The following is a 12209-nucleotide window of genomic DNA, read 5'->3' as shown; positions in this document are numbered from 1 at the left end:
TACGAGCGAGTCGGCCGCCCCCGTGAACGACCGGCCCGCCTCGCCCTGTGCCTGACGCGAGGTCAGTGCATCCAGAGCAGGTAGAAGTTGTTGGTGCCCAACTCACAGATGTAGACCGGGCCGTGGATGGGCGCGTTGGCCTGTGCCTGGGCGACACACGACGCGTAGGTCGGGAAGTAGCCCATGAACATGAAGCCGCTGCCGGGCGGCGGGGAAGCCTGGGCCGCGCCGGCGAAGACGCCGAGGCCGAGCAGGGCGGTGGCCACCAGCGTTCCGGTGCGGGCCATCAGTCGCTTGGTCATGTGCACAACTCCTTTCCGGGCAGGCGGAAGCGCCTGCGGGGGGAGGGAAGGGGGCTTGCGTGTGCGGATCAGACGTCCAGATCAGAGCTGTTCGGGCCGCGCGCCGTGATCGAACGTTAGCCGTTGACTACAGGCCGCAGCAATAGGTCTAGGCCAATGTGTGACAGCAGCCGACGGATGGCCCTCGTGGGTCAGGTGAGGCGCAGCGCCGCCTCGCGGACGGCCAGCGTGTCCTGCCTGACCTCGCGCAGACCGGGCAGCGCGGCGCCACCCCCGACGCCGCCCTCGACACCCCCGCCGACCCCGATCCCGGCCCCGCCGACACCCCCGCCGCTCCCGTCCCCGCGCAGGCTCCCCGCCCACGCCACCAGCTGCCGACGGAAACCCGTACGCCCCGGCTCCGCGGTGTACGTGCGCCGCGTCCCGAGGCCCGGCCCGGCGTCCCAGGTGTCGACGTGCAGAGTGGCCGCCTCGTCGCGGGCGTACGGCGAGGGCAGGGTGAGCGTGGCCACCGATTCCTCCGCCACGCACTCCAGCGTCTCCCGGTAGCGGCGGTGCCCGGGCAGCCGTACATGGGTGAGGTCGACCAGCAGGCCGTCGGCCGGGCGCCAGCGCGCGCTCACCGCGCTCGTACCCGCCCAGCCGGTGGCGTCGAGCAGCCGCCCGTGCAGCCGCAGGTCCCCGCCCGCCAGGATCGCGTGCACCAGATTGACCTGGTGGATCAGCGAGCCGCCGAGGCCGCGGGCGTACGCCTCACGCCGCCGCGCCGCCACCGCCGCGCCCGCCGTCGCTTCCGTCGCCTCCGTCGCTTCCGCCGCCGCCACCGCCGTCGCCTCCGTCGCTCCGGGGCCGAGCGCGCGGGCCAGCGCCGCCTCGGCCGGCGGCGGCTGCGGGCCGAAGGGCGGCGGCGGATACGGCAGCAGGTGCTCGACCTGGTGCGGCGCGTTGGGGTCGTGGATGTCGGCGGTGATCCGGCGGACGGCGGGCAGGTGCTCCCGGCAGTGGTCGAGGAAGCGGGCCACGACCGGGTCGTGCCGCTTCATGTAACCCGCCGCCACCGGCACCCCCGAGCGCCGCTCGGCCGCCGCCAGCTCGTCGATCTCCGCGAGGTCGAGGCTGACCGGTTTCTCGCAGAGCACCGGCAGGCCCCGTTCCAGACACCCCAGGACCACATCCCGGTGCGTCCACCACGGCGTGCAGACCAGCGCGGCCCGCGCCCCGGCCCGTACCGCCTCGTCCAGCGTCCGGCAGACGGCGACACCGTCCGCCGGGCGCACGCCACCGACCGGGCTCCCGGTTCCGGCCGGTGTCACCCCACCGGCCCCGTCCGCCGCACAGGACCCGGCACCCGCCCGTGTACCGGGAAACCAGGCCCGTACGGCCGCGGTGTGCGCCGGATCGGGGTCGATGACGGCGACCGGGCGCAGCAGCTCCGGGAGGTCCCGCATCTCGCGCAGATGCGCCGCGTGCGCCACCTTGCCCGCGCCGATCAACGCCACGGGAACCGGTTGTCCCATCGGTCCGCACCCCTTTTCCGTCTCTCTCCCAGCGCATCACACGGCGGGCGGCGCGCGCCCGCCGGGGTGAGGGTCACTGGCGTGGCGACCGATGGTGCCCGACCATGTATGCGTGGAGGTGCGACGATGCGGTGGCCAGTGTCAAAAACAGGTATTGACATGCCGACGTGTGCCCAAGAGGATGTTTCCCACGTTGGCGCCCTGCGCCTCCGCACCCATTCGACGCGGGCGACGAATAGGCGATGTGCAACCGGAAAAGTCGCACTTGCGGGCTTCCGGTCGCCGGGCCGCGCCGGTAATACCCCTCACTCCTGGAAGCACTCATGGAACCGGCGGCGAACACTCGTCCGCCGGCTTAGGACAGAACCGTTGCTAGAGTCGCTTCGGGTGCTGTCGGCACGCCGCGGGCCGACCCACGGGACCGGTCCGCGGTGACGAGAGGGGGCTAGCCGTGGCGGGAGTTGTTCGCAGTGGCGGGGCGGATGCCGAGGACATCGGTCTCGCTCTGTACCAGACGCTGCGCACCAACGGATCCATAGCCCCGGAGAAGGCGGCCGCGGGCATCGGGCTGACCGACGCCGAGGCCAGGGCCGGTTGGTCGGAGCTGCGGGAGCTGGGGCTCATACGCGCCGGTCGGGTGCCGGAGGAGGTCGATTCGGTGGAGCCCGACACCGCCCTGATCGGCCTGCTGGCCCGGCAGCGCGAGGCGCTCCAGGCCCAGCGCGACGAGTTGTCCTCGATCGTGCGGGCGGCCGAGTCGCTGATGGAGCGCTACCGCCCCGCGGTGTTGCGCGACGCGGCGGAGATCGAGGTGGAACTCCTCATCGGGGAAAACCGTAAGCGGCAGTCCATCGGCGATTTCAATGCGCGCATCACGGAATCCACCGGTTCGATGCATCCGGGACCGCTGCCGCCCGCCGAAGTTCTCGTGCATTCCATCGCCGCGGACAGCGCGCTTATCGAGCGGGGCGTGAAAGTCCGCGCCGTATACGGGCAGAGCATTAATTCCGCGCCACGTCAACGTAAATACCTGACGGAACTCTCGGCGGTCGGAGTCGAGGTCAGGCTGGCGACCCAGGTCCCCTTCGACCTCCTGATAGCGGATTCGCACAGCGCGCTTGTCTCGGCCAATCCCGACAACCCTTCGGGCCCCGCGGTCATCGTCCGCGGCGCGGCCCTGGTCCGGTCGTACGTGGCGCTCTACGAGGACTGCTGGCTGCGCGCGGTGCCGTACTCGGCGAAGTCGGCGGGGAGCTTCGACTCGGGGGGCGAGCTGACCGAACAGCACCGCACGACGATGCGACTTCTGGCCAACGGGCTGACAGATGAGCGGATCGCGCGCAAACTAGGGGTGTCCCTGCGCACTGTGAGTCGCCTGGTATCAGAGATCATGCGATATCTCCAGGCGGACAGCCGGTTCCAGGCGGGAGTCCTCGCTGCGGCCCATGGGCTAATTTGACCTGCGCATTCGCGCCATTGCGCACTTACGCACAACCGGAATCTGGCCTGGCCCTGTCCGATTTTGACATCATCGGCAGGGCTACGCGTACCTATCACCCCCTTGAGCGCCTGCCCTCCCAACGAAGGATCACGATGTCGCGCATCCGGCACACGACCAAGATTTCCGCCGTCGCCGCCCTGGTGCTCGCTCTGTCGTCGGCTATCGGAACAACCGTCGCCTTCGCCGACGCCGGTTCGGATTCCGCTCCGGCGCCCAGTGCACCCGCGGACACGTCGGTGGCCCCGGACAACTGGTTCCCCGGTGCTCAGCCCGCGAACTGGTTCCCCGGCGCCAGCGCGGACACCGGCCCGGACAACTGGTTCCCGAACGCCGCACCGGCGAACTGGTTCCCCACCGCGAGCGCCGTATCCCCCGACAACTGGTTCCCGGGTGCCGTACCCGTGAACTGGTTCCCCAGCGCCGTGGCCGTCTCCCCCGACAACTGGTTCCCGAACGCCGTCCCCGCCGGGAACTGGTTCCCGAATATCGCCCCGACCGATGTGACCGTGTCATCACTGTCGGTTTAATTTCCCCGAGCTCTCCGCGCCACCAGGTCCTGGTTTCCCCGCCGGACCCCGGCGACGCAAGACCCGCCAAGACCCGCACAGCGCTGTACGGCCCGTGAGCGATATTCACGGGCCGTACAGCGTTTCCTGCATTGTGGGGGGAATCCTGGGGGCTCAGGGAGCCGATGTCACTTCCTGACAGGGGCGGGCGATCCGCAGGGACCGCCGCACCAGTTCATCGATGTCCGTGGCCGCGTCCTCGGCTGCCGGATGTACGGCGAGCCAGCCGAGGTGGCGGCGCAGGAAGGCCGCGAGGGCCGGCACCGTCCGTAGGGGGAGACGGACGGTGCGGCCCTCGACAATCAGATCGGCCCAGGAGGCGAGTGTGCCTCGTATGGCGGCGCGCGCCTCGACAGCCGGCCCGTTCAGGGGGATGCCGGGCCGGGCAGTGCCGGTCAGTCGGTCGCCGGAGTTCGGCGCCGGTACGAGTGCCACCTCCAACTCGCCGTATACCCGGGGAAGCAAGGCGAGTTGCCGATCCAACCGCTCCTGGCAAGGAACGCACAGGGCAGGGTCCGTCTCGACACAAAGGTGTCCGCTACGGAAATCAATCTCCTGCACTGCCGCTGTCCCTTCCTCGCTTGGGGCGGTAAGAAGAGCGAACCAGGAACAGGGTGATCCGGACAATGTCCACGGACCGGCCGGATTCTGCCATGGCGCAATCGCGCATCTAAGCACGTGGCAAGGTCACGACGGAAGCTGTGCCTCAATCGCCCCAACGACCTCCGCAGCCTCGGGCTCGGTCCGCGGCCGAAAACGCCCGACGATTTCTCCCGAGGCGCTGACCAGGAACTTCTCGAAGTTCCAGGTGATGTCACCGGCTTCTCCGGCCGCGTCGGGCACATCGGTCAGCCTGGCGTAGAGCGGATGCCGGTTCGCGCCATTGACATCCGCCTTCTCCAGCAGCGGGAAGCTGACGCCGTAGGTCGTGGAGCAGAAGGTCTGGATCTCCTCGGCGGTGCCGGGCTCCTGTCCGCCGAACTGGTTGCACGGCACGCCGAGGACGGTGAAGCCGCGGTCGGCGTAGCGCTTCTGCAACCTCTCCAGGCCCTCGTACTGCGGGGTCAGGCCGCACTTGGAGGCGACGTTGACCACCAGGACGGCCTTGCCCGCGTGGGCGCCGAGGGTGGTGGGGTCGCCGTCGATGGTGTTCAGGGGGATGTCGTAGAGGCTTACGGGGTTGCTCATGAGTGAATTCTCCTATCGGTCCGTGACCGTGATGCCCAGGGTCTGGGCGAGCGCGGGGGCGAGGTCGAGAAGCTGCGAGGAGCTGATGACGGCGCCGCGCAGCGACTCGTATCCGTCGGCGAGGTCGATGGTGACCGCGCCGCGCAGGTCGGCCTTCTTCAGCGTCGCGCGGCCGAGCCGGGCGCGCTCGATGCTGCTGCCGGGGAAGGTCACCCCGTTCAGCTTGGCCTCGCCGAAGTCGACGTCGCGCAGGACGCAGTCCTCGAAGGCCACGTCGTGCAGGGCGGTGGCGCGCAGATTCACGGAGTCCAGTTTGCAGCGCCGGAAGGTGACCCGGCGCAGCACGGCTCCGAACGCCTCCACACCCGCCAGCGAGCAGGCGGTGAGCGAGGAGTCCAGCCAGTCGCTCTCAGCGAGCGAGACGCCCGTGAAGCGGCTGCCGGTGGCCCACAGGTCGTTGATCCGGGACCGGCGCAGGGTGGTGTCCGTGAAGGTGCAGTCGGTGACCGCGCACTCCAGGAAGCGGGAGCCGTTGGCCGCCTCGTCCTCGAAGGCGAGGCGGTCGAAGTGGACGGTGTCGTAGTCCCCTTCGACGGCCAGCGGGCCGGTGTGAGGACGCAGCAGATCGGCGTACGGAAGGTCGGCGAGTTCGTCCGGGGGTGTCACTCGGCCAGCGTACGCGGCACCTCCGACAGCGCCCCGTGAGGCATCGGCGGCCCACCGGGAAGCCGACTTAAGGGACATACACCCCACCCCTTGCTAGGTTGCAGCCCATGAGCGCAACCAGCGCCGCGGCGGCGGACGCTCCCCCGGCCGCCCTGCGGATGCCCCGCCGCCGCGGTGTGGAGCTGTCGCTGATCGTCGCCGCGGTACTGATCTCGGTGTACGGCTACGCCGAGGTCGGCCTGGCCAGGAACGGCGCGGTGCCGCCCGACGCCGCGGCCTACGGCGCGGGCCTGGGCGTGCTCGCGCTCCTGGCCCACCTCGCGGTCCGGGCCCGCGCCCCCTACGCAGATCCGCTGCTGCTGCCGATCGCCGTGCTGCTCAACGGCTTCGGCCTGGTGCTGATCTACCGCCTCGACCTGGAGCCGGTGCTCGGCGGCCGGGCGGCGCCCACCCAGCTGATCTGGTCCACGCTCGGGGTGGCGCTGTTCATCGCGGTGGTGCTGGCGCTGCGCGACCACAGGACACCGGCCCGCTACGCGTACATCAGCGTGACCGCCGCGCTGCTGCTCATGGTGCTGCCGATCTTCTTCCCCGCGATCAACGGCGCGAAGATCTGGATCAGGGTCGCCGGATTCTCCTTCCAGCCGGGCGAGTTCGCCAAGGTGCTGCTCGCGGTCTTCTTCGCCGCCTACCTGTCGGCCAACCGCGCGGCGCTGGCGTACGCGGGCCGCCGGGTGTGGCGGCTGCAACTGCCCACCGGCCGCGTGCTGGGCCCGGTGGTGGCGATCTGGCTGCTCAGCGTCGGCGTCCTGGTGGTCGAGCGCGACCTGGGCACCTCGCTGCTCTTCTTCGGCCTGTTCGTGATCATGCTGTACGTGGCGACCGGGCGGACCGGCTGGATCGCCGTGGGGCTGCTGCTCGCCGGGGTGGGCGCGTGCGCGGTCGGCGCGCTGGAGCCGCACGTGCACAGCAGGGTGCAGGACTGGCTGCACCCGTTCGCGACCATCGACGCGGGCATCGGCCCCAACCAGATCTCGCAGTCGCTGTTCGCCTTCGCCAACGGCGGGGTGCTCGGCACCGGGCTCGGCCAGGGCCACTCCGCGCTGATCGGCTTCGCCGCGAAGTCGGACTTCATCCTGGCCACCGCGGGCGAGGAGCTGGGCCTGTTCGGACTGACCGCGCTGCTCCTGCTGTACGCGCTGCTGGTGGCGCGCGGCTTCCGGGCCGGGCTCGCGCTGCGCGATCCCTTCGGGCGGCTGCTCGCGGTCGGCCTGGCCTCGATCCTGGCGCTCCAGGTCTTCGTGATCACCGGCGGGGTGATGGACCTGATCCCGATGACGGGCATGGCGATGCCGTTCCTCGCGCAGGGCGGCTCGTCCGTCGTGACCAACTGGATCATCGTGGCGCTGCTGATCCGGCTCAGCGACAGCGCCCGCCGCCCGGCGCCCGATCTGCCCGAGGGGCCGCCGGACCAGCTCGCGCCGCTGGAGCGGACCCGGTGATCCGCTGTGTGCGGCACGCCGCCGCCTTCTGCTTCCTGCTGCTGGTCGCGCTGCTGCTCAACGCGGCGCGGGTGCAGGTCGTCAAGGCGTCCGCGTACGACGGCAACCCGGCCAACCGGCGGATCGCGATCACCCGTTACCACCAGCCGCGCGGCGACATCCTCGTCGGCGGCTCCCCGGTGACCGGATCACGCGACGCGGGCGGCCAGTTGAGGTACCAGCGGACGTACGCCGACGGGCCGCTGTACGCGCCGGTGACCGGCTTCGCCTCGCAGACGTACGGCACGACGCTGCTGGAGGGCACCGAGGACGGCGTGCTGTCGGGCACGGCCTCGCAGTTGGCGTCGGTGCCGCTGTGGAACGAGATCACCCGGGCGCGGCAGCGCGGCGGCGATGTGCACACCACGATCGACGCGGCGGCGCAGCGGGCGGCGTACACCGGCCTCGCGGGCCGCAGGGGCGCGGTGGCCGCGGTGGATCCGGCGACCGGGCGGATTCTGGCGCTGGTGTCGTCGCCGTCGTACGACCCGGCGGCGCTGTCGGGCACCGGCGCGGCGGTGAACGACGCGTGGACGCGGATGACCACGGACACAAGTCAGCCGATGCTGGACCGGGCGATCCGGCAGACGTATCCGCCGGGTTCGACGTTCAAGGTCGTCACAGCCGCCGCCGCGCTCCAGAGCGGCAAGGTCACCGATCTGCTGGCGCCGACGCGCTCGCCCGATCCGTACCGGCTGCCGGGTTCGACGGCCACGCTCACCAACGAGGGCGGCGGCTGCGCCGACGCCAGCATGTACGACGCCTTCCGGGTGTCGTGCAACACCGTCTTCGCCAAGCTGGGCGCCGATGTGGGGCTGGCCGGGATGCGGGCGCAGGCGCAGGCGTTCGGCTTCAACGACACGCGGCTGCGGATTCCGCCGTCCGTCGCGAAGAGCAACTTCGACACGCGGATGAGCCCCGACCAGGTGGCGCTCTCCTCGATCGGGCAGTTCGACACGACCGCGACGCCGTTGCAGATGGCGATGGTGGCGGCGGCGGTCGGCAACGGCGGGGTGCTGATGGCGCCGTACCTGGTGGACTCGGTGACCAACCACAGCGGGGCGACGGTCTCCGCCGACGGGCCGCGGACGCTGCACCGGGCGATGAGCGAGGGCACCGCGCAGCAGCTCCAGCAGCTGATGGAGGCGGTGGTCACCGACGGCACCGGCACCAACGCGGCGATCCCCGGTGTCGTCGTCGGCGGCAAGACCGGCACCGCGCAGCACGGTGTGGACAACACCGGGACGCCGTACGCCTGGTTCATCTCCTACGCGAAGCCGCCGGGCGGTACGCAGGCGTCGGTGGCGGTGGCGGTGGTCGTCGAGGACGCGGAGGCGGTACGGGCGGACATCTCCGGCGGCGGGAACGCGGCGCCCGTCGCGCGGGCGGTCATGCAGGCGGTGCTGAGCGCGCGCTGACGTGCCGTCGGAGACAAGTGCCGTGCGACGGCGGTCAGTTCACCTTGGGGAAGCTGAAGGCGTAGCCCTGCCCCTTGAGCCAGGGCAGGATCTGCTCCAGCGCGTCCACAGTCTGCTCGCGGTCGCCGCCGCCGTCGTGGAAGAGGATCGTCGGGCCGTTGCTCAGCTCGTACTTGATGGTCTGCACGATCGTGCCGACGCCGGGCTTGGTGTAGTCCTTGGTGTCGACGTTCCAGCCGAGCGGGCGCATGCCGTGCTGGGCGGCGAGCGCGCGGCTGGCCGGGGTGAAGGCGCCGCCGGGGGCGCGGTAGTACTGCACGGGCGCGCCGCCCGAGGCTTCCTCGATCATGGCGTAGGCGTCCATGATCTCCTTCTGCTGGTACGCGAAGGGCTTGTGGTCCATCGACTCGTCGTGGGTCACGGTGTGGTCGCACAGCCGGTGTCCCGCGGCGACGACGGCGCGTACGAGATCGGGGTGGGCCTTGGCCTGCGGGCCGATCATGCAGAAGGTGGCGTGGACGCCGTGCTGCTTGAGGACGTCGAGCACCTTGGGCGTCCAGACCGGGTCGGGTCCGTCGTCGATGGTGATGTTGACGGCCTTGCCCGCGGCTTCCGGCGCGTGCACGATCGTGTCGGGCACCGCGGCCACGGTGGGTATGTGGCTGGTGGGTGTGCCGGACGGGCCGGTCGAACCCGCGCCCGTACCGCCGCCGTCGCTCCCGTTGCCGCCGCCCTTGCCGCCGCCGTTCACCCCGCCGATGACGCCGGTGCCGTTGTTCGCCGACGCCTTGCCGTGCCCGTGTGCCAGGACCGCGGTGGCCACCGACGCGATCACCACCACCAGGACCGCCATCGTGATGGCCGCCGCCTGCGGCATCGTCCTCAGTCGCCCCACCGAGAATCGCCCTCCGGTCATCGTCTGTACCCGCCCGCCTCGTTGATTCCATCGACCCGGTCCGCGCCGTGTTCCACGCGCTGTCCGCACGGCCGGCCGTCCCCCCGGCTCCGCGACCGAATAGATGCTGCTGCCTCCGCGTCGGTTCCGCCATGGGCACGTCGGCGACACTGCCGTTACAGAACCCGGACGTCCGGCTAACTCCCTGGTGGCGACGTCAGCCCGGTGCACCGGCGCAACTGCTCGTACCGGTCGGTGATCCGCTGTCCCGCCGCGCCGGTCCGCGGCTGCGGTACGCCCGCGCCGTCGACGAGGGCGGGCGCGAAGACGGCGCGGGTGACCTTGCCGCGGCGGACGGTCAGTGTGGTGACGCCGGTCTCGTCGGAGTGCGGGTACGGCGAGGAGCCGTACCAGAGGAAGTTGCCGAACCCGTAGGCCACATAGGTCGGGCCGAGCATGCCGGAGCCGAGCATCACATGGGCGTGGGTGCCGACGACCGCGGTGGCCCCGGCCGCCGACAGGTCGGCCGCGATCGACTTCTGCTCCGGCCCCGGGCAGCTCTGGCCCTCGGTGCCCCAGTGCAGATAGACCACCACGACGTCGGCGTGCGCCTTGGCGTCCCTGACCGCCTTCAGCAGCCGGGGGCGGTCGAGCGCGGAGGCGATGCCGGGGGCGGTGGCGGTGGCCCGGAAGTTCTCGTTGGTGATGTCGTAGACCTGGCTGGCGGCGACGACCGCGAGGCGTACGCCGTTGACGGTCTCGGTGTACGGGCGGTACGCCTGCGCCGCGTCGGCGCCGATGCCGACCACGGGGACCGGCGCCACGCGCTTGGCCGCGAGGCTGTCGGCCAGGCCCTGGGCGCCGTAGTCCACGGCGTGGTTGTTGGCCATGGTGACGGCGTCGACGCCGGACCGCTGGAGCGCGGCGAGCGCGTCGGGGCCGGTCCTGAAGTGGTACTTCTTCGGCTGCGGGGTGCCGCGCGTGGTGATCGCGGACTCCAGGTTGACCATCGAGAAGTCGGCGGCGGCCAGCGCCGTCGACATCGGCCCGAGCGCCGGGTCGATGCCGAGCCGGTTCGCCGTCCGCTCGGTGAAGTGCACGTCCCCGGCGAAGGCGAGGGTCACGGTGCCGACGGGCTCGGCCGGGCGCGCGGCGGCGTCCGCCGTCGGCGTCGAGGAGGGCGCGGCGCCGCCGGTCGCGGCGGTGCGCGAGTCCGGTGCGGGTCCGGCCTCGGTGGAGCCGCCGCGGCCGTAGGCCACGTACAGGGAACCGGCGGCGACGAGCAGCAGCGCCGTACCGCCGACGACGGTGTTTCTGCGTCGGCGGCGTGCTCTGGCCCGGCGTGTCTCGCGCCGCGATTCCGGTCCGGCTCCCTCGTTCATCGGACAAGCGTACGATCCGCTCGCCGTGGGTCAGTGCGGGGCCGCCCCCTGCGCGATGGCGTCGGTGACCTCGGCCACGCGGGCCTGCTCCTCGGCGGCGAAGCGTTCCGCGTCGAGTTTCTCCGCGATCTCCTCGTCCTCGTCCATGAGCTGGTCGAGGTTGGAGTCACCGAGGTCGAAGACGCCCATGTCGAGGTACGCCTTCTGGAGCCGGGGTCCCCACAGGCCGATGTCCTTCACGCACGGCACGATGCGACTGAAGAGCAGCTTGCGGAACAGGTGCAGGAATTCGGAGCGTTCGGTCATCTCGGCGGCCTCGGCGGTGGGGATGCCGAAGTTCTCCAGGACTTCGAGGCCGCGCAGCCGGTCGCGCATCAGGTAGCAGCCCTCGATGACGAAGTCCTCGCGCTCGCGCAGTTCGGCGTCGGTGAGCTGCTTGTAGTAGTCGCGCAGCGCCATCCGTCCGAAGGCGACGTGCCGGGCCTCGTCCTGCATGACGTAGGCCAGGATCTGCTTGGGCAGCGGCTTGGTGGTGGTGTCGCGGATCATGCCGAAGGCGGCGAGCGCCAGGCCCTCGATGAGCACCTGCATGCCGAGGTAGGGCATGTCCCAGCGCGCGTCGCGCAGGGTGTCGCCGAGCAGCGCCTGGAGGTTGTCGTTGATCGGGTAGACCATCCCGACCTTGTCCTGGAGGAAGCGGCCGTAGATCTCGGCGTGCCGGGCCTCGTCCATGGTCTGGGTGGCGGAGTAGAACTTCGCGTCGAGGTCGGGGACGGACTCCACGATCCGGGCGGCGCAGATCATCGCGCCCTGCTCGCCGTGGAGGAACTGGCTGAACTGCCAGGAGGTGTAGTGCTGCCGCAGCAGCCCGCGGTCGCGGGCGTTCATCGCGTCCCAGTAGCGGCTGCCGTAGATGGACATGGCCTCGTCGGGGGTGCCGAGCGGGTCGTACGGGTCGACCTCCAGGTCCCAGGCGATGCGCTTGGCCGCGTCCCACTGCTTGTCCTTGCCCTTCTGGTAGAGGGCGAGCAGGCGTTCGCGGCCGTCGCCGTACTCCCAGGAGAAGCGGGCGGCGCCCTGGGCCGGGACCTGCCAGATCCACTCGGTGGGCGGTTGCGTGTACAGGGCTTCCGTCGACATCGGCGGCTCCATTCCACGTGCGCGGGGTCTTGACGGGCTTGTTGACACAGAGTCTCATAAGAGTCGTACCGCAGGTAACCCTCATGCGCCGGA

The 12209-nt window shown here is 70.9% G+C and carries 12 protein-coding genes; 4 read left to right on the top strand and 8 right to left on the bottom strand.

Features of this window, described 5'->3' with window-relative positions; all coding sequences use genetic code 11:
* Window positions 1-62: 62 nt before the first annotated feature.
* Both ACZ4EF_RS21910 and ACZ4EF_RS21905 read right to left on the bottom strand, forming a co-directional pair.
* Window positions 63-302 carry a hypothetical protein gene (locus ACZ4EF_RS21910; protein WP_355344375.1) on the bottom strand — a complete coding sequence of 80 codons (240 nt, stop codon included), beginning with the start codon at window positions 300-302 and terminating at the stop codon, window positions 63-65.
* 191 nt (window positions 303-493) lie between these two features.
* On the bottom strand, window positions 494-1819 hold the full coding sequence (locus ACZ4EF_RS21905; RefSeq protein WP_467506123.1) for a Gfo/Idh/MocA family protein: 1326 nt from the start codon (window positions 1817-1819) through the stop codon (window positions 494-496).
* Between the two features lie 451 nt (window positions 1820-2270).
* Here ACZ4EF_RS21905 and ACZ4EF_RS21900 point away from each other — a divergent pair, with 451 nt between their 5' ends.
* Entirely contained in the window at window positions 2271-3278 is a 1008-nt protein-coding gene (locus ACZ4EF_RS21900) for a helix-turn-helix transcriptional regulator (protein ID WP_188281775.1), read from the top strand.
* A 134-nt stretch (window positions 3279-3412) separates the two neighbouring features.
* Complete coding sequence (locus tag ACZ4EF_RS21895; RefSeq protein WP_467506121.1) at window positions 3413-3847, top strand: hypothetical protein; 435 nt, start codon at window positions 3413-3415, stop codon at window positions 3845-3847.
* A gap of 153 nt (window positions 3848-4000) precedes the next feature.
* Here ACZ4EF_RS21895 and ACZ4EF_RS21890 read toward each other — a convergent pair whose 3' ends face one another.
* The 3 genes from ACZ4EF_RS21890 to ACZ4EF_RS21880 form a co-directional block, all read right to left on the bottom strand.
* The gene (locus ACZ4EF_RS21890; protein ID WP_467506119.1) at window positions 4001-4351 is read right to left on the bottom strand and encodes a hypothetical protein; all 351 of its coding nucleotides are present in this window, start codon (window positions 4349-4351) and stop codon (window positions 4001-4003) included.
* Window positions 4352-4573: 222 nt separating this feature from the next.
* Window positions 4574-5074 (bottom strand): glutathione peroxidase, encoded by a 501-nt coding sequence (locus tag ACZ4EF_RS21885; RefSeq protein WP_355344385.1) that lies wholly within the window; start codon window positions 5072-5074, stop codon window positions 4574-4576.
* Between the two features lie 12 nt (window positions 5075-5086).
* Window positions 5087-5740: a pentapeptide repeat-containing protein gene (locus ACZ4EF_RS21880; RefSeq protein ID WP_391044447.1), complete on the bottom strand. Its 654-nt coding sequence runs from the start codon at window positions 5738-5740 to the stop codon at window positions 5087-5089.
* Between the two features lie 107 nt (window positions 5741-5847).
* On the opposite strand from ACZ4EF_RS21880, the gene ACZ4EF_RS21875 reads away from it, so the two are divergent.
* Both ACZ4EF_RS21875 and ACZ4EF_RS21870 read left to right on the top strand, forming a co-directional pair.
* Window positions 5848-7242 (top strand): FtsW/RodA/SpoVE family cell cycle protein, encoded by a 1395-nt coding sequence (locus tag ACZ4EF_RS21875; protein WP_355344391.1) that lies wholly within the window; start codon window positions 5848-5850, stop codon window positions 7240-7242.
* Window positions 7239-8699: a peptidoglycan D,D-transpeptidase FtsI family protein gene (locus ACZ4EF_RS21870; protein ID WP_467506116.1), complete on the top strand. Its 1461-nt coding sequence runs from the start codon at window positions 7239-7241 to the stop codon at window positions 8697-8699. Before ACZ4EF_RS21875 ends, ACZ4EF_RS21870 begins: the two co-directional genes overlap by 4 nt.
* A 34-nt stretch (window positions 8700-8733) precedes the next feature.
* On the opposite strand, the gene ACZ4EF_RS21865 is transcribed toward ACZ4EF_RS21870, so the two are convergent.
* The 3 genes from ACZ4EF_RS21865 to ACZ4EF_RS21855 form a co-directional block, all read right to left on the bottom strand.
* Entirely contained in the window at window positions 8734-9576 is an 843-nt protein-coding gene (locus ACZ4EF_RS21865; RefSeq protein ID WP_467506114.1) for a polysaccharide deacetylase family protein, read from the bottom strand.
* Window positions 9577-9791: 215 nt separating this feature from the next.
* Window positions 9792-10976, bottom strand: a complete 1185-nt coding sequence (locus ACZ4EF_RS21860) for a CapA family protein (protein WP_467506112.1) — start codon at window positions 10974-10976, stop codon at window positions 9792-9794.
* Window positions 10977-11006: 30 nt separating this feature from the next.
* Window positions 11007-12116 carry a ferritin-like domain-containing protein gene (locus tag ACZ4EF_RS21855; protein WP_355344403.1) on the bottom strand — a complete coding sequence of 370 codons (1110 nt, stop codon included), beginning with the start codon at window positions 12114-12116 and terminating at the stop codon, window positions 11007-11009.
* Window positions 12117-12209 lie beyond the last annotated feature (93 nt).

This window comes from Streptomyces sp. NPDC025721, assembly GCF_055558595.1.
This window is presented reverse-complemented; position numbering and strand designations above follow the sequence as displayed.